The sequence below is a fragment of the Bacillus sp. I-2 genome, from assembly GCF_001974945.1.
Lineage (GTDB): Bacteria > Bacillota > Bacilli > Bacillales > Bacillaceae > Bacillus > Bacillus safensis.
This window is the reverse complement of sequence record NZ_LZRW01000032.1, coordinates 257,760-283,215: the sequence shown is the minus strand read 5'-3', so window position 1 is coordinate 283,215 and position 25,456 is coordinate 257,760. Positions and strand designations below refer to the sequence as shown.

At 42.6% G+C, this 25,456-nt stretch carries 31 protein-coding genes, 1 riboswitch and 1 other annotated feature; of the genes, 6 read left to right on the top strand and 25 right to left on the bottom strand.

All coding sequences use genetic code 11. The features are described 5' to 3' along the window. Window position 1: 1 nt before the first annotated feature. Window positions 2-664 carry a DUF421 domain-containing protein gene (locus tag BAE31_RS10455; RefSeq protein WP_076840397.1) on the bottom strand — a complete coding sequence of 221 codons (663 nt, stop codon included), beginning with the start codon at window positions 662-664 and terminating at the stop codon, window positions 2-4. A gap of 152 nt (window positions 665-816) precedes the next feature. Between BAE31_RS10455 and BAE31_RS10450 the strand changes: the two genes are divergently transcribed. Then, a complete protein-coding gene (locus BAE31_RS10450) occupies window positions 817-1,194 on the top strand; it encodes a TIGR04086 family membrane protein (protein ID WP_076840396.1) in 378 nt (125 codons plus the stop codon). 48 nt (window positions 1,195-1,242) lie between these two features. On the opposite strand, the gene yajC is transcribed toward BAE31_RS10450, so the two are convergent. From yajC to BAE31_RS10415, 7 genes are all read right to left on the bottom strand, one after another. Further along, the gene (gene yajC, locus BAE31_RS10445; RefSeq protein WP_008360993.1) at window positions 1,243-1,509 is read right to left on the bottom strand and encodes a preprotein translocase subunit YajC; all 267 of its coding nucleotides are present in this window, start codon (window positions 1,507-1,509) and stop codon (window positions 1,243-1,245) included. 47 nt (window positions 1,510-1,556) lie between these two features. Continuing rightward, window positions 1,557-2,702, bottom strand: coding sequence for a tRNA guanosine(34) transglycosylase Tgt (tgt, locus tag BAE31_RS10440; RefSeq protein ID WP_025092430.1), 1,146 nt, complete (start codon window positions 2,700-2,702; stop codon window positions 1,557-1,559). A 31-nt stretch (window positions 2,703-2,733) separates the two neighbouring features. Then, window positions 2,734-3,762, bottom strand: a complete 1,029-nt coding sequence (gene queA / locus BAE31_RS10435; RefSeq protein ID WP_024423142.1) for a tRNA preQ1(34) S-adenosylmethionine ribosyltransferase-isomerase QueA — start codon at window positions 3,760-3,762, stop codon at window positions 2,734-2,736. Between the two features lie 34 nt (window positions 3,763-3,796). Further along, window positions 3,797-3,997: a DUF2905 domain-containing protein gene (locus tag BAE31_RS10430; protein ID WP_012010741.1), complete on the bottom strand. Its 201-nt coding sequence runs from the start codon at window positions 3,995-3,997 to the stop codon at window positions 3,797-3,799. After that, on the bottom strand, window positions 3,990-4,994 hold the full coding sequence (ruvB, locus tag BAE31_RS10425) for a Holliday junction branch migration DNA helicase RuvB (protein ID WP_024423143.1): 1,005 nt from the start codon (window positions 4,992-4,994) through the stop codon (window positions 3,990-3,992). Before ruvB ends, BAE31_RS10430 begins: the two co-directional genes overlap by 8 nt. 11 nt (window positions 4,995-5,005) lie before the next feature. Then, complete coding sequence (ruvA, locus tag BAE31_RS10420) at window positions 5,006-5,611, bottom strand: Holliday junction branch migration protein RuvA (protein ID WP_076840395.1); 606 nt, start codon at window positions 5,609-5,611, stop codon at window positions 5,006-5,008. 148 nt (window positions 5,612-5,759) lie between these two features. Beyond that, a complete protein-coding gene (locus tag BAE31_RS10415) occupies window positions 5,760-6,260 on the bottom strand; it encodes an intercompartmental signaling factor BofC (protein ID WP_073979823.1) in 501 nt (166 codons plus the stop codon). Between the two features lie 239 nt (window positions 6,261-6,499). Between BAE31_RS10415 and BAE31_RS10410 the strand changes: the two genes are divergently transcribed. Further along, the gene (locus BAE31_RS10410; protein WP_041086432.1) at window positions 6,500-7,144 is read left to right on the top strand and encodes a serine/threonine protein kinase; all 645 of its coding nucleotides are present in this window, start codon (window positions 6,500-6,502) and stop codon (window positions 7,142-7,144) included. Between the two features lie 32 nt (window positions 7,145-7,176). Here BAE31_RS10410 and BAE31_RS10405 read toward each other — a convergent pair whose 3' ends face one another. Next, window positions 7,177-7,359, bottom strand: a complete 183-nt coding sequence (locus BAE31_RS10405) for a hypothetical protein (RefSeq protein ID WP_008342761.1) — start codon at window positions 7,357-7,359, stop codon at window positions 7,177-7,179. A gap of 191 nt (window positions 7,360-7,550) precedes the next feature. On the opposite strand from BAE31_RS10405, the gene BAE31_RS19675 reads away from it, so the two are divergent. Continuing rightward, a complete protein-coding gene (locus BAE31_RS19675; protein WP_170871293.1) occupies window positions 7,551-7,697 on the top strand; it encodes a hypothetical protein in 147 nt (48 codons plus the stop codon). Window positions 7,698-7,732: 35 nt separating this feature from the next. Here the strand turns inward: BAE31_RS19675 and thiC are convergent, their stop codons facing one another. After that, complete coding sequence (gene thiC / locus BAE31_RS10400; protein WP_076840394.1) at window positions 7,733-9,493, bottom strand: phosphomethylpyrimidine synthase ThiC; 1,761 nt, start codon at window positions 9,491-9,493, stop codon at window positions 7,733-7,735. Window positions 9,494-9,619: 126 nt separating this feature from the next. After that, window positions 9,620-9,728, bottom strand: a riboswitch (TPP riboswitch). Between the two features lie 235 nt (window positions 9,729-9,963). Here thiC and BAE31_RS10395 point away from each other — a divergent pair. Next, on the top strand, window positions 9,964-10,596 hold the full coding sequence (locus BAE31_RS10395) for a LysE family transporter (RefSeq protein WP_024423148.1): 633 nt from the start codon (window positions 9,964-9,966) through the stop codon (window positions 10,594-10,596). 45 nt (window positions 10,597-10,641) lie between these two features. Here the strand turns inward: BAE31_RS10395 and BAE31_RS10390 are convergent, their stop codons facing one another. The 5 genes from BAE31_RS10390 to nadB all read right to left on the bottom strand — a co-directional run bounded on the left by BAE31_RS10390 (window position 10,642) and on the right by nadB (window position 16,307). Continuing rightward, window positions 10,642-11,256, bottom strand: coding sequence for a YhcN/YlaJ family sporulation lipoprotein (locus tag BAE31_RS10390; RefSeq protein ID WP_076840393.1), 615 nt, complete (start codon window positions 11,254-11,256; stop codon window positions 10,642-10,644). 132 nt (window positions 11,257-11,388) lie between these two features. Continuing rightward, entirely contained in the window at window positions 11,389-12,660 is a 1,272-nt protein-coding gene (gene safA, locus BAE31_RS10385; protein ID WP_076840392.1) for a SafA/ExsA family spore coat assembly protein, read from the bottom strand. Between the two features lie 131 nt (window positions 12,661-12,791). Beyond that, complete coding sequence (gene nadA, locus BAE31_RS10380) at window positions 12,792-13,901, bottom strand: quinolinate synthase NadA (RefSeq protein WP_041107075.1); 1,110 nt, start codon at window positions 13,899-13,901, stop codon at window positions 12,792-12,794. Further along, window positions 13,888-14,751 carry a carboxylating nicotinate-nucleotide diphosphorylase gene (gene nadC / locus BAE31_RS10375; protein WP_041107077.1) on the bottom strand — a complete coding sequence of 288 codons (864 nt, stop codon included), beginning with the start codon at window positions 14,749-14,751 and terminating at the stop codon, window positions 13,888-13,890. The genes nadA and nadC overlap by 14 nt, the downstream gene beginning before the upstream one ends. After that, the gene (gene nadB / locus BAE31_RS10370; RefSeq protein ID WP_076840391.1) at window positions 14,733-16,307 is read right to left on the bottom strand and encodes an L-aspartate oxidase; all 1,575 of its coding nucleotides are present in this window, start codon (window positions 16,305-16,307) and stop codon (window positions 14,733-14,735) included. Before nadB ends, nadC begins: the two co-directional genes overlap by 19 nt. A gap of 94 nt (window positions 16,308-16,401) precedes the next feature. Between nadB and BAE31_RS10365 the strand changes: the two genes are divergently transcribed. Then, entirely contained in the window at window positions 16,402-17,544 is a 1,143-nt protein-coding gene (locus tag BAE31_RS10365; RefSeq protein ID WP_170871292.1) for an IscS subfamily cysteine desulfurase, read from the top strand. Window positions 17,545-17,547: 3 nt separating this feature from the next. Continuing rightward, window positions 17,548-18,090 (top strand): transcription repressor NadR, encoded by a 543-nt coding sequence (locus BAE31_RS19670; RefSeq protein WP_170871291.1) that lies wholly within the window; start codon window positions 17,548-17,550, stop codon window positions 18,088-18,090. Between the two features lie 24 nt (window positions 18,091-18,114). Here the strand turns inward: BAE31_RS19670 and pheA are convergent, their stop codons facing one another. From pheA to minD, 10 genes are all read right to left on the bottom strand, one after another. Then, the gene (gene pheA / locus BAE31_RS10360) at window positions 18,115-18,993 is read right to left on the bottom strand and encodes a prephenate dehydratase (protein ID WP_024423155.1); all 879 of its coding nucleotides are present in this window, start codon (window positions 18,991-18,993) and stop codon (window positions 18,115-18,117) included. 18 nt (window positions 18,994-19,011) lie between these two features. Continuing rightward, the gene (locus BAE31_RS10355) at window positions 19,012-19,455 is read right to left on the bottom strand and encodes an ACT domain-containing protein (protein ID WP_008342790.1); all 444 of its coding nucleotides are present in this window, start codon (window positions 19,453-19,455) and stop codon (window positions 19,012-19,014) included. 55 nt (window positions 19,456-19,510) lie between these two features. Continuing rightward, the gene (obgE, locus tag BAE31_RS10350; RefSeq protein ID WP_076840390.1) at window positions 19,511-20,797 is read right to left on the bottom strand and encodes a GTPase ObgE; all 1,287 of its coding nucleotides are present in this window, start codon (window positions 20,795-20,797) and stop codon (window positions 19,511-19,513) included. A 21-nt stretch (window positions 20,798-20,818) separates the two neighbouring features. Next, window positions 20,819-21,412, bottom strand: coding sequence for a sporulation initiation phosphotransferase B (locus tag BAE31_RS10345; protein ID WP_024423157.1), 594 nt, complete (start codon window positions 21,410-21,412; stop codon window positions 20,819-20,821). Window positions 21,413-21,669: 257 nt separating this feature from the next. Continuing rightward, complete coding sequence (gene rpmA, locus BAE31_RS10340; RefSeq protein ID WP_003216586.1) at window positions 21,670-21,954, bottom strand: 50S ribosomal protein L27; 285 nt, start codon at window positions 21,952-21,954, stop codon at window positions 21,670-21,672. A gap of 12 nt (window positions 21,955-21,966) precedes the next feature. Further along, the gene (locus tag BAE31_RS10335) at window positions 21,967-22,305 is read right to left on the bottom strand and encodes a ribosomal-processing cysteine protease Prp (RefSeq protein ID WP_034279847.1); all 339 of its coding nucleotides are present in this window, start codon (window positions 22,303-22,305) and stop codon (window positions 21,967-21,969) included. Window positions 22,306-22,319: 14 nt separating this feature from the next. Beyond that, entirely contained in the window at window positions 22,320-22,628 is a 309-nt protein-coding gene (gene rplU / locus BAE31_RS10330; protein WP_003216781.1) for a 50S ribosomal protein L21, read from the bottom strand. A 12-nt stretch (window positions 22,629-22,640) separates the two neighbouring features. Further along, window positions 22,641-22,713: a sequence feature (ribosomal protein L21 leader region), on the bottom strand. Between the two features lie 66 nt (window positions 22,714-22,779). Continuing rightward, window positions 22,780-23,649: a M50 family metallopeptidase gene (locus tag BAE31_RS10325; RefSeq protein WP_076840389.1), complete on the bottom strand. Its 870-nt coding sequence runs from the start codon at window positions 23,647-23,649 to the stop codon at window positions 22,780-22,782. Further along, window positions 23,642-24,433 (bottom strand): M23 family metallopeptidase, encoded by a 792-nt coding sequence (locus BAE31_RS10320; protein ID WP_076840460.1) that lies wholly within the window; start codon window positions 24,431-24,433, stop codon window positions 23,642-23,644. Before BAE31_RS10320 ends, BAE31_RS10325 begins: the two co-directional genes overlap by 8 nt. Before the next feature lie 218 nt (window positions 24,434-24,651). Continuing rightward, a complete protein-coding gene (gene minD / locus BAE31_RS10315; protein WP_017358134.1) occupies window positions 24,652-25,455 on the bottom strand; it encodes a septum site-determining protein MinD in 804 nt (267 codons plus the stop codon). Between the last annotated feature and the right edge of the window lies 1 nt (window position 25,456).

The window sequence follows — 25,456 nt, the reverse complement described above, 5'->3', positions numbered from 1 at the left end:
CTCATCTCTTTTTGATCACTTCATCTTTCAAATCAATATAAAATGTTTTTTGATTAAAGCTGCAGTAAGAGATTTGTTCGATATCATGATAGCCTCTTTTAGCAAGCTCATCTTTCAGCCACTGTTCATTTTGATTGATTTGCTTAAGGTGGTCATGCTGCACTACACCATCCGCAACAAGTGGAAGCTCAAGCGCTGCATGTTTGCGCTTGTTTTCTTTTTCGACGACGGCGAGCTTTCCAGACGGCTCTAAAATGGCGTAAGAGACATCCTGAATGCTGTCGATGTTATTTTCTCTTAATTGAATGAGCAGGTCATCAAAATTGTATCGCTGTTTTCTCATTGCACCCTCGTCTATTTTCCCATTGATGATGAGCAGGGCCGGTTTGCCGTCAAGAAAGCGCCGGACGCCTTGGAATTTCAATGAGAGGTAGGCAAGTGTGATTTGAATGAAGGTCAACAGCAGGATTGGCCATACCGTATGTAACATGTGATCCTCTACTTCTTCTATGGCGAGAACCGCAATTTCTGCGATCATCATAAAAATGACTAGATCTAAAATGCTCAGCTCGCCAATTTCCCTTTTGCCCATTAAGCGAAATATAAACCAAATAAGAAAATATAAAATGATGGTTCTCATGGAAATGATCAAGATGTCCTGCATGTGATGTAGCCCCTCCTTCTCCAACATAGCTTGTGTCAAAACACTTTATTTATGTAGAAAAGAAACGTCTGAAACATGTCTATTTTTTCTTCACTGTGAATACATTTTAGTAAAAGACAAGCTTCGTTCAATTGGAGAGGAGACGAATCTACATGCAGGAAACGAAACAAATTGGAAAAGGCATTTTATCCGGCTTAATTGCCATTTTTGTCGTGATGGTTGTCACAAGTTTACTTGTGTCGCTCATGCTTACATTCACAAGTATGCAGGAATCATCATTTAAATGGATGATTATGATCTTGTCCTTTGCTGCCCTTTTATTAGGAGGTATCATTTCTGGCGGGAAAGCAAAGGAGCGCGGCTGGCTGATTGGTGCGGTCACATCTCTCATTTTTTCTCTCACTGTATTTTTATTTCAATATTTGGGGTTTGGAAAAACGTTTTCACCAGAGCAGTTTATCTATCATGGAGCATTTTTAGGCATGTGTATGCTGGGGGGAATGATTGGCGTCAATCTTCGAGGCAAATAAAAAAAGAGCGGTCATATCGCTCTTTTTTTATGGCTATGTATCAGAGGATTAGCCTTTGTCAGCTAATTCTCTAATAGCACGACGATCGAAAGTTAAACGGTTGTTTTCGCTTGTTTTGATGACCACTTTTGATTCATCAATTGAGTCGATTTCACCGTGTAAACCACCGATTGTAACGATTTTATCGCCTTTTGATAAAGATTGCTGCATCTGACGCACAGCTTTCTGTTGCTTTTGCTGTGGACGGATTAACAAGAAGTAAAGCACAGCAAACATGACAACAATCATAATGATTGAACCCATACCACCATCCATTCTATTTCACCCCTTTCTAAAGCATTGTAAAGCCTTTCGTTTATGCGTTAAAAGTTTTTCGCATTCGGTTTGTTAAAGCCGTAACGCTCAAAAAACTCTTCTTTAAAATCACCTAAACGATCCTCACGGATAGCTTCTCTCACTTGCTCCATTAATTTTAACAGAAAATGAAGATTATGATAAGTTGTTAATCGAATTCCGAACGTTTCATTTGTTCGGATGAGATGTCTAATATAGGCGCGTGTATAGTTTTTACATGTATAGCAGTCACAGTTTTCATCGATTGGTCTAAAGTCACGCTCATATTTTGCATTTTTCACAACAAGACGGCCTTCACTTGTCATCAAGGTGCCGTTTCTTGCAATTCGCGTCGGCAGTACGCAGTCAAACATATCTACACCGCGAATGGCGCCGTCAATTAAGGAATCTGGTGAGCCGACACCCATTAAGTACCTCGGTTTGTCTGCTGGTAAGAATGGTGTTGTAAATTCAAGTACACGATTCATCACATCTTTTGGTTCCCCTACAGATAAGCCTCCGATGGCGTAGCCTGGAAAATCAAGTGAAACAAGGTCTTTTGCACTTTGTTTTCGAAGCTCTTCGTATTCTCCGCCTTGGACAATCCCAAACAGCCCTTGATCCTCTGGACGCTGGTGCGCTGTTAGACAGCGCTCTGCCCATCTGCTTGTCCGCTCCACAGAACGTTTCATGTAATCGTACTCTGCAGGATACGGCGGGCATTCATCAAATGCCATCATAATATCAGAGCCAAGTGCATTTTGGATGTCCATGGCTTTTTCAGGAGATAGGAACAGCTTGTCTCCGTTTAAATGATTACGGAAGTGAACGCCTTCTTCTTCAATTTTTCTAAATTCACTCAATGAAAAAACTTGGAATCCGCCTGAATCAGTTAGAATTGCTCGATCCCAGTTCATAAATTTGTGCAGACCGCCTGCTTCTTTTACGATATCGTGACCTGGACGAAGCCATAAGTGGTACGTATTGCTTAAGATGATGCCTGCATCCATTGCCTTTAATTCTTCAGGCGCCATTGTTTTGACTGTAGCCAGTGTACCTACTGGCATAAATACAGGTGTTTCAAAGGAGCCGTGCGGTGTATGAACGCGGCCAAGACGTGCACCTGTCTGTTTGCATGATTTAATGAACTCATAACGTATCGGTGATTGCGACAAAAATGAGCCCTCCTGTCTTAGTTGTATAATGTTATTGAATCAGCATGGCATCGCCAAAGCTGAAGAATCGGTATTCCTCTTTAACAGCCTCATTGTACGCTTTTAGTACGTGCTCTCGCCCAGCTAATGCGCTGACAAGCATAATTAACGAGGATTTTGGCAGATGGAAATTCGTGATCATGCCATCAATTGCCTTGAATGTGTAGCCAGGGTAAATAAAGATCGACGTCCAGCCGCTTGAGGCTTTGAACTCACCATCATGTGCACTTGCAATGGTTTCAAGCGTTCTTGTCGATGTTGTACCGACTGAAATAATCCGTCCGCCTTCCTTGCGAACGCGATTAAGCTCATCAGCTGTTTCTTCATTCATTTCGTAAAACTCTGCGTGCATTTCGTGTTCTTCAATCCGTTCTGCACTTACCGGACGAAACGTGCCAAGCCCTACGTGCAGCGTAATGAAAGCAATGTGTACACCTTTCGCTTTTAGCGCATCCAGCAGCTCGGTTGTAAAGTGGAGACCGGCAGTTGGCGCAGCAGCGGAGCCAACCTCTTTTGAATAAACGGTTTGATAGCGTTCACGGTCGTCAAGCTGCTCTTTAATATATGGAGGCAGCGGCATTTCACCAAGGGATTCAAGCACTTCATAAAAAATGCCTGTATATTGAAACTCGACTTTTCTTCCGCCATGTTCCATTTCCTCTGTACATACCGCTTGGAGCCGTCCATCACCAAACGTGATAACCGTCCCTTTTTTCACCCGTTTGGCTGGTTTGACAAGTGTTTCCCAGTTGTCTCCTTCTTCTTGTTTCAATAGAAGAAGTTCAACTTTGGCACCTGTATCCTCTTTCATACCAAACAGACGTGCAGGCAGAACGCGCGTGTTGTTTAGAACGAGACAATCACCCTTTTGAAAATAATCGATGATTTGTGAGAATGTATCATGTGTAATCGCACCCGTTTGTTTGTTTAAGACCATCAGTCTTGATGCATCTCTTTTTTCAAGCGGCACTTGTGCAATTAATCTTTCTGGTAAATCAAAATCAAATAGTTCTAGCTTCATTTCCTTCACCTATTCTGTAGTTAACTAGTTAACGTTATTTCATCCGTCCAAAGATATTAAGTAATATGGTCAGTACGATACTAATGACAATGCATGTAATGACAGGAAAAAAGAACGTTACATTTCCTTTTTTCACAAAAATATCACCTGGAAGCTTACCAACCAATTGAAACACTAATCCTGCGGCAAAAAGGACACCACCTAAAATCATTAATATTTTAGGGAATTCAGTCACGAATCGGAACCTCCATTTGAAAATGTTCATACGCTTCTCTTGTGACGACCCGCCCTCTTGGTGTTCTTTGCAGGAAACCAATTTGCAGTAAGTACGGTTCGTACACATCTTCAATCGTATGTGATTCTTCTCCAATTGTCGCTGAGATCGTATCAAGCCCAACAGGACCGCCTCTAAATTTTTCGATCATACTTAAAAGGAGCTTATGGTCTATATGATCGAGGCCAAGCCTGTCGACTTGAAGACGCTCAAGGGCATCTTCCGCAATGTCTTGCGTAATGGCATGATTCCCAAGCACCTGCGCAAAATCTCTTACTCTTCTGAGCAAACGGTTGGCAACCCTCGGTGTTCCCCGGGAGCGTCTCGCAATTTCTTCGGCAGAGCGAATATCGATCCCAATCTCAAACAGCTCGGCTGTTCTTGCCACAATGTGAGCCAAATCTCTTTGCTCATAGTATTCCAATCTTGCATGTACCCCAAACCTGTCACGAAGCGGCGCTGTTAATAGCCCGACACGGGTCGTTGCACCTACAAGCGTAAATGGCGGTAAATCAAGCCGTACAGAGCGTGCTGTATCTCCTTTACCAATGACAATATCTAAACAAAAATCCTCCATTGCTGGGTACAGCACTTCTTCAATTGAGCGCTGCAAGCGGTGAATTTCATCAATAAACAATACATCACCTGGCTCAAGAGATGTTAAGATGGCCGCCAAATCACCAGGACGCTCAATCGCTGGTCCTGACGTTGTACGCAGCTGAACATTCATTTCATTAGCAATGATCGACGCAAGCGTTGTTTTCCCAAGTCCAGGAGGTCCATATAAAAGGACGTGATCAAGCGTTTCCTGCCGCATTCGGGCAGCTTCAATAAATACGCTGAGGTTGTCCTTTACTTTTTGCTGACCGATATATTGGCTAAGTGTCTGTGGCCGCAGACTTTGCTCAATGGCTGATTCATGGTTGTCTGCTTCAGTTGAGACGAGCCGTTCATCCATGAGACATCACCCTATTTCAACATTTTTTGTAAAGCTTTTTTCACATATTGATCGGTTGTGAGATTCTTTTCTTCTTTTAATAATGGAAGAACCTTTTTGATTTCACGATCACCGTATCCAAGGACACTTAAGGCTTCAAGCGCTTCATCTAATGCAGTTTGCTGCGTTTCGACCTGAATGTGGTCCTCGTGATTAAATAAGTTGCCAATCATTTCTGGCACCACATCTGCCAGTTTTCCTTTTAGATCCAGAATGATTTGACGTGCTGTTTTTTTGCCCACACCAGGGAATTTAATCAGGAAGGCTTCATCTTCACGTTCTATCGCTGAAATGACAGCGCCAGGATCACCGGAAGCAAGAATCGCGAGTGCACCCTTTGGCCCAATTCCTGTGACATTTAACAGTTTTGTGAACAGCGCTTTTTCTTCTCGTGTTTGAAAACCGTATAACGAAAAGGCGTCTTCCTTTATGTAATGATACGTATAAATCGTTTCTTGTTTATTTATTCGATAGATAAACGGGTTTGGGGTATAGACTTGATATCCCACTCCGCCGTTTTCAATGACAACATATTGCGGGCACACATAATCAATGGTCCCTTTTACAAACTCTATCACCGTTTTCACCTCTTTGACTGTTCTTCATTGTAACATAAATCGAAGAGAAAACCGCAATAAAAGTTAACATACGTTCGCTCAGTACATTTTTATGATGAAACCACGAAAAACAGCTTGCGGCCTTCACACCAGCAAGCTGTTACACGCTTTAAAACGATATTTCATTTCGATAAGGCTTCATGACTTCAAGCACATGCTCAAATTCATCCTTTGTTCGAAAAGGAATGCCTTGCTCAAGCTGCTTTTCCACATGGCTTTCTAAACGGGACGTATCAATTTGAAAAAAGAGATGAATAGGCTCCGCCCAGCCGTCAGGCCTTCCATGAAACGTAGAAATCACACCGTCCTCTGATAATCCGATATATCCATTTGCTTTACTTAATGGAGAGATATCATCAATTTGCTTTCTAAAAAGGGCAAAATCCTCTTTTTGTTCTACCAGCGTCCAGCCTTTATACTGCGCCCAGAATGTGTCTTTGTCTTCTAATGATGCCCGGTGTCTTTCAATACTCACATCGCCGTCTAGATAGACTTTTTCAAGCTGGACGGTAATAGAGTTTGACTGCTTTTGCAAGTGTTCTTTCCCTTCCATATCCGCAGCAAAAAAAAGCACACTTGTCATGATAAGTCCTGTAACGAAACATTTCATCTTCACTTTCACTATTTACACCTCTTTAGAACATGAGATCGATGCATGACATATGTAGTTTGACCCATTTTTCTAAACATTAACCAAATCGATCATTCAAATGTATGGTAAGAGTCTTTCGTTGTATCCTTCATTCGTAAATGTTATGTTTTATACAATCCATTGCTTTATCGAATGACACGGTTTTTTCATCATTCGTTTTTCAGCCGCATAAACTGAAACCAAAGAAGGTGAAGTCAATGTCAGATGTCAAAAGATTAGCCGAATCGATTCAGTATCATGAAGAGAAACATTTTCATAAGCTTGCCTATAAACCAGCAGAGCTTGAACTGTGCGGCAAAGGAAGAAGTGCCTATGTCTTCTTATACAAAAAAGACGGCAAGAAAATGGCACTAAAAGTCTTTTTCCCTTCTTATCAGCATATTGCCCGCAAAGAGGCTGCCATTTACGAAAAACTTTCTGGTTCGTCTTACTACCCTGAGATTTATGAGTCTGGGGATCAGTATATTTTAATGGAATATATTAAAGGCTACACATTCTATGAATGCCTTACAAAAGGAATTCCTATTAAAAAACAAATGATCAATCAAGTCGATGATGCGCTGGAGGAAGCGCGCGAGAAAGGATTGAATCCTTCTGATATCCATCTGCGCAATCTGATCTTAACAAAAGAAGGACGGATCAGAGTCATTGACGTTGCCAGATTCACGCAAACGAAAGCATGTCATCAATGGGATGATTTAAAAGCCGCTTATGCCTATTACCAAAAACCTTTTTTCCCTAAAAAAGCACCGCGTCTGTGGCTTGAAGTCATTGCTTATTTGTATAAAAAGAACTGGCTGTCCCGCGGGCAGCTTAATAATCGAAATGATTTTTCTGCATAATGAAAGCCGCTCTCTTTGAGCGGCTTTCTGCGTTATTCTGTTTCTACATGGATACTATTGACGTTTAATAGGTTAATGATTTCATTATTCAGCTTAAACCAATGATTGGCTTCTTCAATTTTTTTATACACATCATAGGTAGCTGGACGTTTGAGCTCGAAATCAAGCACTTCCCCATTGTTCATATGAAATGTTACCTTAAATACTTTCATCATAAGATCACCTTCCACTCTTCTTGTTCGCTGGTCAAATAGATCAGCTCTTTTCATTCATTCTCTATTGAACTCGTTTCCCCTCCTTGTTTCCATTCAAACCCAAGAAGTTTAAATTTTGTTTAAATTCACACAACACATCTATCTCTTATATCTGCAAAGAAGTATATTGGTTAAAAAGGAGGCTGCCCTTTATGAAGCAGAAAAAGAAACGAACATCTCCAGAAAAACAAACAGTCTTTTTTCATTTAACAGATGCTCTCATTCCGAGTGTGGACATGATGGCATATGCAGTAAAGGCATTTTTTCATCTTTTAAGAAAAGCCATCTCAGCCGTTTGATAAAACCCCGCACAGCATCGTGCGAGGTTCTTTTTTTAGGGCTGATAAATTTGACTTCCCCCACTGACAAACTCCTTCGCCTTCTTTTCCATCTCTCTTTTCACTTCTTCAGATTGATTGCGGATATCATGAGAAATTTTCATACTGCAAAACTTCGGTCCGCACATCGAGCAAAAGTGAGCGGTCTTAGCGCCTTCGGCAGGCAATGTTTCATCATGGAACGCCAAGGCTCTTTCAGGATCAAGTGACAGATTGAATTGGTCCCGCCACCTAAATTCAAATCTCGCTTTCGATAAAGCATCATCGCGCTTTTGAGCCGCAGGATGTCCTTTTGCTAGATCAGCCGCATGTGCGGCAATTTTATAGGCGATTACGCCTTCTTTCACATCTTCTTTATTCGGCAGACCTAAATGCTCTTTTGGCGTTACATAGCATAGCATGGCTGTTCCGTACCAGCCGATCATGGCCGCACCGATGGCGGATGTAATGTGATCATATCCCGGCGCAATATCTGTTGTAAGAGGCCCTAACGTATAAAATGGGGCTTCCTTGCAAATGTCCATTTGCTTGTCCACATTCTCTTTGATTTTATCCATTGGGACATGGCCGGGCCCTTCAATCATCACCTGCACATCATGTTTCCAAGCGATCTCTGTTAACTCACCTAACGTTTCCAGCTCTGCAAACTGCGCCTCATCATTGGCATCAGCAATCGAACCTGGTCTAAGTCCATCTCCAAGTGAAAAGGCAATATCATACGTTTTCATAATTTCACAAATGTCTTCGAAGTGAGTGTAGAGGAAATTCTCTTGATGATGAGCAAGACACCATCTTGCCATAATCGCACCGCCTCTTGAAACAATTCCGGTCACCCGATCAACTGTGAGCGGAATATATCTTAACAGCACGCCCGCATGAATTGTAAAATAATCTACACCTTGTTCTGCTTGTTCAATTAATGTGTCCCTGTACACGTCCCACGTCAAATCTTCTGCGACTCCATTCACTTTTTCAAGGGCCTGATAAATAGGAACGGTTCCTACTGGAACTGGGCAATTCCGAATGATCCATTCTCTCGTTGTATGAATATCCTTTCCAGTAGACAGATCCATCATTGTGTCTGCCCCCCATCTGATCGCCCACGTCATCTTTTCTACCTCTTCATGAATGGATGACGTGACAGCTGAATTGCCAATATTCGCATTGATTTTGACATGAAAATTCCTTCCGATAATCATTGGTTCACTTTCTGGATGGTTAATATTCGAAGGAATGACGGCTCTTCCGCTCGCTACTTCCTCTCTAACGAACTCAGGGCTTAGCTCTTCTCTAATTGCGATAAACTCCATTTCAGGCGTAATGATGCCTTTTTTGGCATAATGCATTTGCGTCACGCGCGCTCCTTGTTTCGCGCGGAGCGGCTTATGATGAAAATCAGTTTGGACAGAATGGATGGACTCCTTCTCCCTTGAACGATATCCGTTATCTTCTGGTTTTAAATGACGCCCTTCATAGCTTTCTGTATCTCCTCTTTCTTCAATCCATGCTGCCCTAAGGCGCTTTAATCCCTTTGTGACGTCAATATGAACATTCTCATCAGTGTACGGTCCACTCGTATCGTATACACGGACTGGTTCATTTTTTATGTCGCCCGCCTCTGTCACAGTATGCGAGAGGGCAATCTCTCTTTTCGGCACTAAGATATCGGGTCTTGATCCTTTCTCATACACCTTTCGGCTGCCGTCAAAGCTGGATAATAATGATTGGTTGGATGGGACACTTTTCTTTTCCTTCATTTGCTGTTCTCTCCTTTTCTTCTTGTCACCGGACAGGATGGAATCAGCACCAGCAAAAAACCAGGCTCTATTGAAAGAACCTGGTTTCGTCGTCAGAAATAAACATGCATATCATTGATAGGATACATGCATCATCTTCAACTTCCCCACGCTGGTACGAGCCAGATCAGGTCCAAAGGGTTAAGAAGCTTATGCTTCTCTCTCAGCCCATTTACGGGCACCCCTAGTCACTTTTATTGATTTCCACATCAGTGTAGCACAGAGACATCATGAAAAAAAGAGAATTCAGGAAAATAGTTCCTTTCCCCTACAAGCTTTATAGATCATATTGATATACAGACTTCTATACATGATCTGTCTCTCTCTTTTCAATTAAATCTGAAATAATCGTTGATCCTTTTCTCCTATTATGTATAATTAATCTAAACGGAGAATTTTTATACAATTTATTCAAAGGAAGTTCTAGTCGATTGCAAACATTTCTCACATTTATCGTCGTAGGATTCTCAATTGCTCTGCCTGTTGGAGCAATCACGGTTGAAATGACAAAACAGGGACTCAAAAACGGATTCTTTCATGGTTTAACTGTCGGAGCAGGCGGTATGACCATAGACTTATTACTTATTTTGGCTTTATATGCTGGATTTGCTCAGTTTTTATCTTTGCCGTTTGTTCAAATCCCGCTCTGGCTGATCGGAGCTGTATTTTTAATGATTCTCGCATACGATTCCATTAAAAATGCGGATCAAGATATCCATCTAGCAGGAGAAAAGGTCAATAAATCATTCGCAAAAACGTATCGAAACGGCTTGCTCGTGGCGGTATCTCCTGGAAATCTTGTGTTCTGGGTTTCTGTTTTTGGTGCTGTACTTGCGGATGCTTATACAAAAACAGATTCATCTGAATTTATGCTGGCTGCTGGCGGTATTTTGGCAGGGATTCTCCTTCATGACATCGGTCTTCTCACACTTGTATCCTTAACAAGAAAAGTGATGAATCGAACGATGATCAAGTGGACATCCATTATTGCTGGTATTTTATTACTAGGGTTTGGCTGTTATTTCTTTTACGAATTTTATATAGGCATCAAGGTTTATTTTTAAGAAAAGGCTAAAGTTCGTAATGAACTTTAGCCTTTTTGTGTCAAACTATCGGGTCATGCCTGTTTGGCCTGTTTCAAATTGCGTTCTTCTCATGTCTCTAAAGCGTGTGAATGCACCTTCATCTTTTATGACTTGGACTGCTCTTCCATCCGCATAACGAGTCGCTGCTTCTTCTACTTGTGATACGCCTTCTGACGTCAGGCGGCCATCTGATTTAATGGCAATATACACATTCTCATCCGTCACCATGACTTGAGAGTCTGCCACGTGATTCATTTTATTGACGCGGTTGGCAATTTTTCTTGAACGCTGGATATTCTCTTGTTTATCGTAGCCTGAGAACGACATTTGGTTATGATAGTTCATATCTCCATGACTGTAGCGTCCATCTCCACCTGCAAGAGGCATTCGATCATCAGCTTGAGGACGTGTACGGTAATCAACATTCGTTGTATTTCTCCCGTTCATTCCCTCCATGAGTTCAGAAACTGGTCCTTGATGATCCTGGTTGTTGTCGTCCGCTCGTTGATTCGAATGATAACCAACCGGCTGGCCTGATTGATTATGACGTGTATCGACACCTGCGTTATTATTTGCACCACATGCCGTTAAACCAATAGGAAGAAGCACTAATGCGATTGTTTTTTGCCATTTTTGCAAACGAAAAACCCCCTGTACAAATTCAATCTCATGAGCGCGAACAGGCTCTGTTTTAGCATGTACAGTTAGGAAAAAAATCAAACTGTCAGTTATAAACAAAAAAAGGAACGATTGAGATCGTTCCTTCTGTCATTAATCTTCTTCTTCCTCCTCCGGCCTTGCAAATACGGATTGACCTGGATATGGCTGCATATAAGGCTGAGCTGGATAAGCTCCCATTTGGCCATAAGGAACAGGATTCGGATAATGTCCTGGCCAAGGCTGATGATGCTTCATGCCATCATCGCATCCGCAATCTTCCTTGCCATATGCTGCATTTGAAACGTTTGGATAAAAGCCTTGATTTGCGTTGGCATTTGCATTGGCGTTTGGATGCATATGGTGATGCCAGTGATGTCCGTCGTTTGCATGGTGCTCATGATTTTCTCCGTAGTAAGCAGGCGCTTGATACGCAGGATAATAAGGATGAGCCGGGTATGGATATGGCATCATATGATGGTGATAATATGGATGGATAGGATAACATAGGCCTGATCCCGGTAAAATTGGCGATGCCGGCACCATTTGCTGCGGATATGGATACATCGCCGGCATGTAATGACCATGACCATAACCAAAATAAGGATCATATGGTTCATGATGATGATGCTGGTGATGATGCTCGTTATTTTCAGCCACTCCCCCTACCGCTGCCCCTCCCACATTTGGCATTTGCGGGAAGTTAGGAAGGTTCGGATAATTGCCATGCTCCATGTCTTTTCCCTCCTCTTTTTGATGCGGAATATGAATAAACGGATCATACCCCTTTGCCACTTCATCTTTTAGATGACCTTTATTTTCATGATGAAAATGGTCCTTGTGATCTTTATGTTCCTTATTTTCATAATGGACATGATCCTTGTGATCTTTATGTTCTTTATTTTCATGATGAAAATGATCCTTATGATCCTTTTTGTCATGAACATGATCTTTCTTCTCATGCACGTGGTCTTTTTTCTCGTGATGATCTTTTTTGGGAGGAGGTGTGAATGGCTGGTAGAGATTGGTCTGATAATAGTTCACATCCACTTGCGGAAAAACTGGCTGCTCGATTTTTGGCACTGGCGGTACATATGGTACCGGTTCATTTGGCTTTTCCTTCGGTTTCGTATCTTGCACTTGCACGACATCTTTTGGCTTTTCTTTCACATACGGATGTTCTTTCGTTTTTGGCATTTCTTTTGCTTTGTGATGATCTGTTTTCACAGGAACACCACTAGACGGAATTTTAATCTTCATACCCGGCATGATTAAATCAGGATTACTGAGCTGCGAATTTAGTTTTTTCAATTCTTGAAAGTCGACTCCGTATTTCTTTGAAATTTTCCAAAGGGAGTCTCCTTTTTGCACAATATGAATTTTCAACGTTTTCCCCTCCTATGCAAAACGTGAACGTAACGGTTATGTCAGAAGTACAATATGTTTCAACATAAATTTATGCCTATTTACAAGCCGATATGATAAAAACTTGTTTTCTGATAGGAGGGGCTGATTCATTATTTAATGGCGAGCATTTTCTCGAGTGCAAGCAAAGCGTCTTTCGTGATGTCTTCATTGACCTGTATCAACCCCACCGGCTGCCCCTTCTCAATGCTTTCAAGTGACCATAGCAAATGAGGCAGATCAATCCGGTTCATAGTCAAACATGGACACATATCTGGGTTGAGGGATTCAATTTGTTTATCTGGGTGCTGCGCTATGATCCGTTTGACTAGATTCATCTCTGTTCCAATCGCCCATTTGCTGCCTGCTGGCGCCTGTTTGATCGTATCAATAATAAATTTCGTTGAACCTGCTAGGTCAGAAGCCCTTACGACCTCATGCGTGCATTCAGGATGGACAAGAATTTGAATGTCACGGTCTTTTTTTCTCATTTCTTCTATATTCTGAACGGTAAACTTCTCATGTACGGAGCAATGGCCTTTCCATAAAATCATCTTGATCCGGGAAAGCGGCTGATCGGTGATAAGCTTTTCTTCTATCTGATCCCACACAGCCATTTCTTCTAGCGGAATACCTAAATCAAAAGCCGTATTACGCCCTAGGTGCTGATCAGGGAGAAAGAGAATCCGCTCTTTTTGTGTCAGCGCCCACTCGAGTACTTTTTTAGCGTTTGACGAAGTAACAGTCGCCCCGCCATGTTTGCCAACAAATGCTTTAATATCTGCTGTTGAATTGACATACGTAAGCGGAAGTATTGTATCCCCAAACAGATCAGTGAGCTGCTCCCATGCTCTGTCTGTTTGTTTCATGTTCGCCATATCTGCCATGGAACAGCCTGCCCTCATATCTGGCAATACGACGCTTTGATTCTTGTTTGACAGCATATCTGCCGTTTCTGCCATAAAATGAACACCGCAGAATACAATGTATTCAGCCTCGTGATTGTCAGCAGCTATTTGTGCCAGCTGCAATGAATCTCCTGTGGCATCTGCAAATTCGATGACCTCATCCTTTTGATAATGGTGGCCTGGTATAAAAAGCTTTGAGCCAAAAGCCCGCTTAATGTCTAACACTCGCTGTTTCATCTCATCATCAGAGCGGTGTTTATATTCATCTGGCATCATGACTGCATGTTGATTGGCTAATACATTAAGCAAGGACATGAGTTGTTCCCCCTTTATGACTGAATTCCATATTCATACTAAAATCAAATGCTGGAGCAGAATGTGTCAGAAAGCCAAGTGAAATAAGGTCGACTCCTGTCCCCCTGTAGCTTGGCAATGTCTCTAGCGTGATGCCTCCTGAAGCCTCTGTCAGAATGGACTCTGGTGTCATTTGTTTAAAACGTTTTACCTCGTCCGGAGAGCAGTTATCAAACATGATGACATCCGCTTTTGCATCAATGGCTTCCATAAGCTGCGTTTCTGATTCAATTTCCACTTCAATTTTCACCATATGACCGGCATATGCTCTTGCTTTCTCTACAGCTTCACGGATAGAACCGCATGCCGCAATATGATTATCTTTAATCATCACCCCATCCGATAAGCCAAAGCGATGATTCTTTCCACCGCCCGTCTTCACTGCGTATTTCTCTAACATACGCAAGCCGGGTGTCGTTTTTCTCGTATCACAAATCGTAATAGACGGGTCACCTAATCGCTGCACCGCCTCATGTGTTAAGGTGGCGATACCTGTCATTCGCTGCAATAGATTTAAAATGACTCTTTCTCCCTTTAATAAGTCGTTGACTGGGCCCTTTATTTTCGCCAGTACAGCACCTGAATGAATCCAATCACCTTCTTGAAAATACAGCTCAGTTTGAATCTGTTCATTCAACAGGCGGTACCCTATATCAATCACTTGTGATCCTGCCAATACACCAGATTGTTTCGCAATGATAAGAGCTGTTCCTTTTTTGTCTCCAAAGATGGCATCAGCTGATACATCTCCAAAGCCAATATCTTCTGTGAAAAAATGAGTGAGCATTTGTTTTAACTGTAAACGTTCCATTTGGCACCGATCCTTTCATTTTTCATAATGTGAATGTCGCCTTTTTCATGAACAATCTGTCTGCCCCGCCACAACGCATCACTCCGCTCTGGATAATCCATTCGATAATGGCCGCCTCTGCTTTCTGTACGAAGTAATGCAGATTTAGCAAGGCAGACCGCTAATGCCCATTGATTGCTTAATTCGATCTGTTCATTTGTGATATCCTTCACATTAATTTGCTGAAAATTGACACGTTGCAATGAATGAAGCAAAGTCTGCAAGCCTTTTTCATCTCTCACAATGGCCGCAAATGTAGTCATCCATTGTCTCAGCTGAGTTGTTGAAATCATTGGGACCATCCATATTTCTTGAATTGAAAAAGGTGGACTTGGTTCTTTCTGTTTAGGCAGCTGTTCAATTCTCTGTGCCGCTTTGCTGCCTAATACTAGTCCTTCCAGAAGAGAATTACTTGCTAATCGATTCGCACCGTGTAAGCCAGTGCAGGCCGCTTCTCCAATGGCAAATAGCGCTGGAACAGTCGTTTCTCCATATTCATTGACGCTGATGCCGCCCATTAAAAAGTGCATACCGGGGGAAATTGGCAGCCTGCCGCTTGCCATATCGACGCCTGCACGCTGACACATCGCAGCTATGGCTGGAAAACGAGCTGAAAAATGCGGAATATCATGGATGTTAAGATACAATTGATGACCTAATTGCTGCTCATGAAAAATCGCTCTAGCGACCACATCTCTAGGTGCTAAATCAGCTTGTGGGTGAATACCTTTCATGATCCGCCTGCCTGTCTCATCTTCTAAATAAGCTCCCTCTCCCCGTACTGCCTCTGAAATGAGACCAGCTGCTTTTCCAGCGATCGTTAAAAGAGTTGGATGGAATTGAACAAATTCGAGATCCACTAATTGTGCCCCTGCTCGATAGGCCATCATCAGGCCGTCTCCTGTTATAGAAGGATCATTTGTGTTTGTCTCATATAGGGAGCCGCAGCCGCCAGTTGATAAAACAACGGCATCTGCGGTCATCGTATGTACGTGTCCTGCCTCGTCTTTCCATACAACACCCGTACATCTCCCTTCATGAATCAATAGATCAATGACATGATGACATTCGTATAAATGAATATGTGAGCCAAGCTGACTTTTTAGAAACTGTACAAGGGTTTTGCCTGATTGATCTCCTCCTGCATGCAAGATGCGATGAGTGGTATGTGCTCCCTCTTTGCCTAATTGCGGCTCTCCCGCCTCATCTTGATCAAATGGACAGCCTTCTGCTACGAGCTGCTCCACAAGGTGTTTTCCAAGTCTCACGATTTCTTGTACGATTCTTTCATCATTGTGATCACAGCCGGCAGCTAGTGTATCTTGCACATGCTGCTGAACTGAGTCATGTGCTGAAAAAGCAGCAGCGATTCCTCCTTGTGCCAGCATGGAATTACTAGATGAACATTGTTTTTTTGTCATCATGATGACCTGGCAGCTTTTCGAAATGGTTTTTGCAAAGGAAAGCGCTGCAATGCCTGATCCCACCACAATGACTTTTTTGATTGATGACACCATCGCCCCTCCTGTCATTTACACCTGTCTTGACACATATCATTACACAACACTAAAATAAATACAAGAAAAAATTTTCACACGGGAGATGGATAGGTTGGTTTATTTAGATTACGCAGCTTCTACACCTGTTTCAGAGGAAGCGCTGCATGTTTTTGAGCAGCTAAGCAAAAATTTCTACGGAAATGCAAGCAGCCTTCATGATGCTGGGGGAAAAGCAAATGACATATTGACTTACAGCAGACAATCACTCGCTGCCATGATCGAGGGTGAACCGGATGGGATCTATTTTACAAGCGGTGGAACTGAATCCAATCTCCTTGCGATTCAATCGATCATCAATGGACTGCCAGCACATCAACAGCATGTCATCACAACTTCAGTTGAGCACCCTTCTGTTCATCATGCAGTTAGCAGCTTAGAGCGTCTTGGCGTAAAAGTCACGATCATTGAACCGAATCAGGATGGAATTATAACAAAGGACATTCTCAAAAAAGCATTATTGCCTGAAACAGGACTAGTATCTATTCAGCATGCTAATTCAGAAACAGGAATTATCCAGCCGCTTGCTGAATTAGCGCCTCTTTTAAAAGAAAGGAACATTCTTTTTCATACAGATGCTGTGCAAACATTTGGAAAGATTCGTGTGTCCATCAAAGAACTTGGAGTCGATGCCGTGTCCATCTCAAGTCATAAAGTGTATGCTCCTAAAGGCGCTGGTGCCGTTTATCTGGGCGCTCATGTTCCTTGGAAACCTTTATATGCAGGTGCAGTTCAGGAAAATGGCTTACGTCCAGGGACAGTAAACGTTCCATGTATCGGTGCTTTTGCTGCCGCAAGTGAACAAGCGATGCTTAGGCTGGATGAACAGCAAAAATTAGATAAGCAGCTGCGTGATTATTTTCTTCAACAGTTAAAAATAAGACAGCTGCCTGTTCGTACACTTCAAGGCAATGAAAATCGCCGCACGCTGCCTCATATTATTGGTTGTTTTTTTGAAGGGTTTGAAGGACAATATGTAATGTTAGCATGTAACCGGCACGGGATTTGTCTATCAACTGGAAGCGCATGTGCTTCCGGTTATCACCATCCTTCCCCTGCTGTGAAGGCATTGCGTGTATCAGATCGTGATGCCCTACAATTTATTCGACTATCATTTGGATGGCAGTCATCAAAAGAGGACATCGATCAGCTTTTGCATACATTTGAGCATTTGCAAAAGGAGAAGAAGGGAGCTTAGGACGTGGAGCAAGAGAGGAAACTCATTGGCGAAGAAAGAAGAAACGCCATTTTAGAGTGGCTGAAAGAAACAGACACACCGCTTACTGGAAGCTTTTTAGCTAAAAAAGCGGCTGTCTCTCGGCAAGTCATTGTACAAGATATTTCATTATTAAAAGCAAAAAACGAACCCATTATTGCCACAAGCCAAGGCTATGTGTATATGGCAGCGCAGCATGCGCCAGAAAGAGAAATTGAACAAATCATCGCCTGCAAGCATGATCCTGCTCGTACAGAAGAGGAACTGACCTTAATTGTAGACTTTGGAGTGACGATAAAAGATGTGATCATTGAGCACCCTGTTTATGGTGAACTAACGGCCTCTATTCGCGTCAGCACACGGAAACAAGTCGCTGATTTTGTCCATCATATTTCTAACACCGGCGCGTCCTACTTGTCAGAACTAACAGACGGCGTGCATTTGCATACTCTCACTTCTTACAGCCAAAAGCAGCTTGACCAAGCCATTCAAGCGCTGGATGATGCTGGGTTTTTAATAAAAGACTAAAAAAATAGTGTCCTGCACGGGACACTATTTTTCATTCGTTAATTCATATGTTTGATAGCTGCCGAGCAGCTTGACCTCACAGCCAATCGCTTCTAATTCTTGAATCGCACCAGGGACGAGGACATCATCCATTTCTTTTTCAATATCAATAATAAATAAATAATGTCCAAGACCTGTTTTTGTCGGACGAGATTCAATTTTTGACAAGTTGAGATTCCGCCAAGAAAAAGCAGACAGCACGCGGTGCAATGCGCCTGATTGGTCATCCTTAGGCAGACTGACCACAATGGTCGTTTTTGGCTTTGATGAAAAACCAGAATTCATTGGGAACGATGCGTTAGGATCTTTATGTAAAATCACAAAGCGTGTATGATTGTGCGGATAATCATGAATGTCTTTTTTTGCTATCGTCAAACCATACGTTTTTGCGGCAATTTCATTGGCAATAGCCCCGACAGCTTCATCTGGATGCTCACTGATGTATTTTGCTGCATAGCCTGTTGATTCCACTGGCCGATGAGGAATATGAGGGTACTGCTTTTTCAGAAATTGATGACACTGGGCAATCGCGTGAGGATGCGATTGAATGACATCTAACGTCTCCCAGCTCTCCGCTCTTGATGGGTGGACAAGCAAATGCTGCCGAATTGGTGCTGTCATCTCCCCCACAATGGACAGCGCTTCTTCATGAATTAAATAATCAATCGTTAAGTTCACAGATCCTTCGAGTGCATTTTCAAGTGGAACGACCGCCAAATCGACTTCGCCCTTTGACACAGCATCCATACATTGCGGAATCGTTGCATAGGCACGCTGCACCGCATCTTTTGGAAAACAAGAGCATACGGCCAAATGAGTAAATGTTGCCTCTGGTCCAAAATAACCTACAGTTAATTGCTTCATCTGCTATGATCTCTCCTTTTACGCCCCAGAACCTAGAATTTCGACTTTTTCGACAAATTCAAGCTTTCTTAATTGATTCATGACGGTGTTGATATCATCTGCCATACCAGCTGTACTAATTGATAAGGTGACATTCGCTCTTCCTTGCAGCGGAATCGTTTGGTGAATGGATAACACATTACAGCCAGAGTCAGCCACAATTTGAAGCAGTCTTGATAAAGCCCCAGACCGGTCCTCAAGGTGGAAAAACAATGTGATGATTTGCTCTTTCACCATTGTATAAAATGGAAAAACAGCATCTCGGTATTTATAAAAAGCACTGCGGCTTAAATCCGCTTTTTGAACAGCATCGGCAACTGAATCCGCTTTTTTGCGATCGAGAAGCTTTTTGACTTCAAGCGTTTTTCGCATCGCATCTGGAAGTACATCCTCTCTTACTAAATAGAACGTTTCTTCTTTCACCTGTTTTCTCCCCTTTTAAAAACGGGAGAGCCCATGGACTGGACCCTCCTTTTGATCAATCGATAAATTCGAATTCAAATTCAAGCAGACGAATGATGTCGCCATCTTTTGCACCGCGCTCACGCAAGGCATCATCGACACCCATTCCGCGCAGCTGTCTAGAGAATCGTTTAACAGATTCATCTCTTGAGAAGTCTGTCATCTTAAACAGACGCTCAAGTGCTTTACCCGTTAAGACAAATGTGCCATCAGGATCTCTAGAGATCTCAAATGGTGCATCCCCCTCATCAAATCTGTACATCACGCGGTTATCCGACAGCTCCTCTTCATTATAGAGCGGGAATTCCGGTGTTGTTTCAAGCTGATTGGCGATTTCAAATAAGAGCTCACGAAGCCCTTCTCTTGTGATCGCACTAATCGGGAACACTTTATAGTCATCCTTTAATTTTTCTTTAAATGCCTTTAGATTGTCAGCTGCATCTGGCATGTCCATTTTGTTCGCAACAATGATTTGCGGACGCTCTGTCAATCTCATATTGTACTGCTCAAGCTCTTCATTAATCGTCACGTAGTCTTCGTATGGGTCACGCCCTTCAAGTCCAGACATATCAATGACATGGACAATGACACGTGTACGCTCAATATGACGTAAAAATTGATGACCTAAGCCAACGCCTTCGTGCGCTCCTTCGATTAGTCCTGGCAGATCCGCCATAACAAAGCTTCGGTTATCGTCTGTTTCAACAACTCCGAGGTTCGGCACAAGCGTTGTAAAATGATAATCCGCAATTTTTGGTTTCGCAGAAGAGACAATCGAGAGCAGCGTTGACTTCCCGACACTTGGGAAACCAACAAGTCCAACATCTGCAAGTACTTTTAATTCTAAGATGACGTCACGTTCTTTACCTGGCTCACCGTTTTCAGACAGCTGTGGTGCAGGGTTTGCTGGTGTTGCGAAGCGTGAATTCCCACGTCCGCCACGTCCGCCTTTGGCAATTACAGCCCGCTGCCCATGCTCTGTCAAGTCAGCTAGTACTTGTTCCGTCTCTGCATCTGTCACAACCGTACCCGGCGGAACTTTGACAATCATTTCTTCCGCATTTCGGCCATGCTGGTTTTTACTCATTCCGTGCTCGCCGCGATCAGCCTTGAAATGGCGCTTATAACGAAAGTCCATTAACGTTCTAAGTCCTTCGTCTACTTCAAATACAACATCTGCACCATTTCCGCCGTCGCCGCCTGCTGGGCCGCCCTTTGGTACATATTTTTCACGACGGAACGCCACCATACCGTTTCCGCCGTCACCGCCTTTAACATACACTTTAACCTGATCTACAAACATAACTTCCTCCGTTTCTCTGCATCACATATCTCGTTCTTGCCTCAAACAAAGCTCAATCATGGACTCATGAGGCGTCACATGAAATTGCGTTATACTCATACATGGATAGTTTGCGTCATGAAACGCATTTAACGCATCCAAACTTGTTAATTTTCCTTTGAAATCAAAATATAAGATCACATCATTTTCTTCATGATCTGTTTGGAAAGTGACCGTTAAATGATTTTCAGTTTTTTGGCAAACTGATTGATCGAATATCGAAAACAACTCCTGTGATACCGTTAGCAGCTGCGATTCATATGCTGATAAGTCTCGGGTTTCACCAAGCACTTCATATTCTAAGGTGATAAAATGCGACTCCCAATTAAATGTTAGAAAGTAATAGGCCAATTGGGGAATTTTTAAATTTGAGAGTTTGGATTCATGCTGTGCTTCAATGACCATTTCTTCTATAATTTCAAACACGCGGTCATATTTTTCTAATGTCAAGTTGCCTTTGATCAGCTGTAATTTATTCATCCAGTCGTGTCTTGAACGACTGAGCAGATAGATCAATTCATTTGTTAATGCAACGTGAGTTAATTTTTCATTTTCTTTACTTGGTATCTCTTCCATTATCGCACTCCCAATCGTTTGGTCTCTCTTTTAGGAGTCTTATCATCAATATGTCTCCCTGAATTATAACAGAGAAGACAGCATAGAAAAACACTAGTTATGTGAGGAAAGGTTGTTTTTTCTGATCGTATAGGAGAAAATGAGGCAAAGTCAGCAAACGTTCTTTGATATTTATGGAGTGCATCTTCTTTTATCATCTTCGGTACTGCTTGTAAAAAGTGAAAAAAACTCCAGTCAATGACCGGAGTTTTTAGCAATTATTGTGCCGCAGGATATACGCTCACTTTTTTACGGTCACGACCGAAACGTTCGAATTTAACCGTTCCGTCGATTTTAGCGAAAAGAGTGTCGTCGCCTCCGCGTCCAACGTTTTCACCTGGATAGATTTTCGTTCCACGTTGACGATAAAGGATAGAACCACCAGTTACGAATTGACCATCAGCACGTTTAGCGCCTAAACGTTTAGACTCAGAGTCACGTCCGTTCTTTGTAGAACCTACCCCTTTTTTAGATGCGAAAAATTGAAGATCTAATCTAAGCATGAAGTTCACCTCCTATTTTTTTGTTGATATTCTCACATAATCGTGATAATCTCGTTCAATTGTCTCTAAGGAAACGACCATGCCTTCTAAAAGCAGCTGGGCTTTTTCAAAGGATACTGGATCTGTATCAGCCGGCAGTTCAAAAGAGAAGTAGCCGCCTTCTTCACCAATATCAAGCAGTGGGTCCAGTCCTGTCAGTGCAATAATTGAATTGACTGAGCCGAAAACAACAGCAGATACACCTGCACAAACGAGATCCTGACCTTTTTCAGCAAACTCGGCATGTCCAGTCATCTGAAAAGACGTAATGCTTTCATCTGCTGATGACCGAGTAATGGTTGCTTTGATCATATCACTCACACGCCTTAAGCGTTGATTTTTTCGATAACAACTTTAGTGTAAGGTTGACGATGACCTTGTTTCTTGTGGTTGTTTTTCTTCGGTTTGTACTTGAACACAGTAATTTTCTTACCGCGACCTTGTTTTTCAACTTTAGCCGTTACTGTTGCTCCAGCAACTGAAGGGTTACCCACTTTGACAGTGTCTCCGCCGACAAACAATACGTTTTCGAAAGTTACTGTTTCACCTGCTTCAGCAGCTAGTTTTTCAACATAAACAGTTTGACCTTCTTCAACTTTTACTTGTTTACCACCAGTTTCGATAATTGCGTACATCTCTGCACCTCCTAATAAACTCAGACTCGCCGAATACAGGGGGCCATAGGCACTTTACACCTGCTCCGCGCGGTTGTAGCACGGGTGCTACATATCCATAACATTAAAAAATATATCAAACTAGACGCAGAATGTCAATGTATTTTCACCATTAGTATGGTAAAAGAAGCTCTTCCATTGAGGAGGTGGTTCTGCGATCTGAAAAATACGCATGGAGCAGTTCATTTTCATCAAGCTGGCTCATCTTCACGCCATCTCTTTCAATAATAATCGGATGCTTGCAGCCCCTTTGAAATCGGGCCATCACTTCGTATACTTTTTCCTCTGCACTTGCTCTCAGCGGAATCAGTTTTTCTACCTTTTGCTCTTTTTTACCGTAATACCGTTCTAGTAAAAAGCGAACCCTGACGTAATGCCGCTGCCTGTGCTCCATCACGAGTGAATAAGCTAAAAAAGTAAGCAGCACCCAGCCATTGAATTGCAGCGGTGCAAACAAAAGTAACCCTCCTGTCAATAGGCCGAAAAAGACAAGTGAGCCTTTTATTGCTAGGGCATGTGCACGTTGGAAAGGGTAAAAAACGGATAAGAGCAAAAAGAATAATTTTCCGCCATCAAGCGGCCAAACGGGCAAAAGATTCACAAGGAAAATCGCCATATTATAAAAGGTAAACATCGTAAAGACGTCGTGCGAGATAAGAGAAGCCTCCATGAAAAGCCATGCCATGAGCTGGAGCGGTACATGCTGAAGCGGCCCGCACAAAATGACCGCCAGCTCTTCTTTTAACGGACGGTTCCCATGTTCCTCTACTTCCACCGTTCCGCCAAATGGCAGTAAAAAAATCCGCCGAATGCGCCAATGATAATAGCAGGCAGCCGCTGCATGTCCAAATTCATGGACACAGACAATCACGAGCAGACAAAGCAGCGGCTTGATTTGACCTGACAGAATCGCAAACGCCATCACAATCCACAGCAGCGGATGGATGTGAATTTTCGTCAGCATGAGCAGCCATCTATTCAAAGGTCATCACCTGAATAGGATCGATAAATTGTTCATTTTGCTTAATAGCAAAGTAATACGTGCCCTTCCCTTGATCATCAAGCGAAATCTGGCCAATTTTTTCACCCTTATCGACAAAATCGTATAAGGCCACATCGGCTTTCTTTAATTGACCGTACCAGCTATAGCTGTTATCTGCATGCTGCACCACAACGGTAAGCCCTGTATCGCTTTTCTTTTTCACCTCAACCACATAGCCTTCCTTCATACTATCTATTGCTTCAGCGGATGTCTCCACTTTGACCCCTGCGCCATTTTGCGTAAAGGATTCCTGCACTTTACCAGAGGCAGGAACAGCTAGTTCTTGATTCGCTTGTACGTCCTTTTGGCCATCTTTTTTCTCTGTTAAAAAGGCCAGCGGATGTCCAACTGTTTTTTCAAACCAGCGGTTAGCAGCAGCAAATTGAAAATCTTGCTCAAAAGTCTGAGTAATCATCGGCTTCAGCTGCTGAAACGGACCTGTCTGACCTTTAAATGAAATGGCTGCAATCAAGACAAGGGACGCTGATAATAAGCATTTAAGCACAAAGGTATTCGGGTTAAATAAGGGATGACGATATTTCTTTGGCTGATGGGACGCCGGTTCATAGGAGGTCGAGCCAGAATGCTTTTCTTCCTCTGTCAGCATAACCCATGGCGGGATATCTTCTTTTTTCTTGAAAGTCGTCTTCTTAGGGGGAGCAGCTGGCTGCATCGTTTTGCGGCGCTGCGCGATTTTCTTTCGGTACTCGTCCACTCTTTTCATGAGATCACCCTTTACATACAAACAGTTTGTACATTTTATGTGACACCCCCATCTGATATGCAACAAAAAGACCGATTCTCATCGAATCGGTCTCAGCGTGCAGAGAAACACTCGCATTCAGTGTCAGTCTGCGCTCCGGTACTCACGAATGTCAAATTCGCTTCGCAAAGGTAGCCGTCTTTCCTAGACTGCAAAGGTTTTCTATCACGGTTCAGTGATTATGCTCTTACACCAAAAAATGCTTTGAGCTTTGCAAACATTCCCTTGTTTTCTTCTTCAAAAGATTGAAGCGGAACAGATTCGCCTAGTACCCGGCGGGCAATATTGCGATAGGCAATCGATACTTTATTTTTAGCATCCATAACAATCGGTTCACCATTGTTTGAAGCCTTAATCACATCATCATCATCTGCTACAATGCCAAGTAAATCAATTGATAAATGATGTACCACTTCATCTACATCCATTGAATCGCCATTTTTCGCCATGTGTGTACGAATACGATTGACAATCAAACGAGGCGGTTCGATATCTTCTTGTTCTAACAAACCGATGATTCGGTCCGCATCTCTTACAGCTGAGATTTCAGGCGTCGTCACGACAATGGCCTTGTCTGCACCGGATACAGCATTTTTAAAGCCTTGCTCAATTCCAGCAGGGCAGTCAATAACAACATAATCAAAGTCTTGTTTCAATGATTGAATTAATTCTTTGATCTGTTCCGGCTCTACAGCCGTTTTATCACTTGTTTGAGCAGCAGGTAAAAGATACAAAAGATCCTCGAAACGCTTATCTTTTACAAGCGCTTGATGAATTTTGCATCTTCCTTCTACTACATCGACTAGATCATAAATAATGCGGTTTTCTAGCCCCATCACGACATCCAGATTCCGAAGGCCGATATCGGTATCAACTAGACACACTTTTTTCCCTTGAATTGCTAGTGCTGTGCCTAAGTTTGCAGATGTTGTTGTTTTGCCAACGCCGCCTTTTCCTGAGGTAATCACAATAGCCTCGCCCAAT

What these genes read in the sequence shown, in the direction of transcription:
- BAE31_RS10455 (WP_076840397.1), bottom strand. Translation starts at nt 664, where the DNA reads ATGCAGGACATCTTGATCATTTCCATGAGAACCATCATTTTATATTTT.
- BAE31_RS10450 (WP_076840396.1), top strand. Translation starts at nt 817, where the DNA reads ATGCAGGAAACGAAACAAATTGGAAAAGGCATTTTATCCGGCTTAATT.
- yajC (WP_008360993.1), bottom strand. Translation starts at nt 1,509, where the DNA reads ATGGATGGTGGTATGGGTTCAATCATTATGATTGTTGTCATGTTTGCT.
- queA (WP_024423142.1), bottom strand. Translation starts at nt 3,762, where the DNA reads ATGAAGCTAGAACTATTTGATTTTGATTTACCAGAAAGATTAATTGCA.
- ruvB (WP_024423143.1), bottom strand. Translation starts at nt 4,994, where the DNA reads ATGGATGAACGGCTCGTCTCAACTGAAGCAGACAACCATGAATCAGCC.
- BAE31_RS10415 (WP_073979823.1), bottom strand. Translation starts at nt 6,260, where the DNA reads ATGAAATGTTTCGTTACAGGACTTATCATGACAAGTGTGCTTTTTTTT.
- BAE31_RS10410 (WP_041086432.1), top strand. Translation starts at nt 6,500, where the DNA reads ATGTCAGATGTCAAAAGATTAGCCGAATCGATTCAGTATCATGAAGAG.
- BAE31_RS10405 (WP_008342761.1), bottom strand. Translation starts at nt 7,359, where the DNA reads ATGATGAAAGTATTTAAGGTAACATTTCATATGAACAATGGGGAAGTG.
- BAE31_RS19675 (WP_170871293.1), top strand. Translation starts at nt 7,551, where the DNA reads ATGAAGCAGAAAAAGAAACGAACATCTCCAGAAAAACAAACAGTCTTT.
- thiC (WP_076840394.1), bottom strand. Translation starts at nt 9,493, where the DNA reads ATGAAGGAAAAGAAAAGTGTCCCATCCAACCAATCATTATTATCCAGC.
- nadA (WP_041107075.1), bottom strand. Translation starts at nt 13,901, where the DNA reads ATGTCCTTGCTTAATGTATTAGCCAATCAACATGCAGTCATGATGCCA.
- nadC (WP_041107077.1), bottom strand. Translation starts at nt 14,751, where the DNA reads ATGGAACGTTTACAGTTAAAACAAATGCTCACTCATTTTTTCACAGAA.
- nadB (WP_076840391.1), bottom strand. Translation starts at nt 16,307, where the DNA reads ATGGTGTCATCAATCAAAAAAGTCATTGTGGTGGGATCAGGCATTGCA.
- pheA (WP_024423155.1), bottom strand. Translation starts at nt 18,993, where the DNA reads ATGAAGCAATTAACTGTAGGTTATTTTGGACCAGAGGCAACATTTACT.
- obgE (WP_076840390.1), bottom strand. Translation starts at nt 20,797, where the DNA reads ATGTTTGTAGATCAGGTTAAAGTGTATGTTAAAGGCGGTGACGGCGGA.
- BAE31_RS10345 (WP_024423157.1), bottom strand. Translation starts at nt 21,412, where the DNA reads ATGGAAGAGATACCAAGTAAAGAAAATGAAAAATTAACTCACGTTGCA.
- rpmA (WP_003216586.1), bottom strand. Translation starts at nt 21,954, where the DNA reads ATGCTTAGATTAGATCTTCAATTTTTCGCATCTAAAAAAGGGGTAGGT.
- BAE31_RS10335 (WP_034279847.1), bottom strand. Translation starts at nt 22,305, where the DNA reads ATGATCAAAGCAACCATTACTCGGTCATCAGCAGATGAAAGCATTACG.
- rplU (WP_003216781.1), bottom strand. Translation starts at nt 22,628, where the DNA reads ATGTACGCAATTATCGAAACTGGTGGTAAACAAGTAAAAGTTGAAGAA.
- BAE31_RS10320 (WP_076840460.1), bottom strand. Translation starts at nt 24,433, where the DNA reads ATGAAAAGAGTGGACGAGTACCGAAAGAAAATCGCGCAGCGCCGCAAA.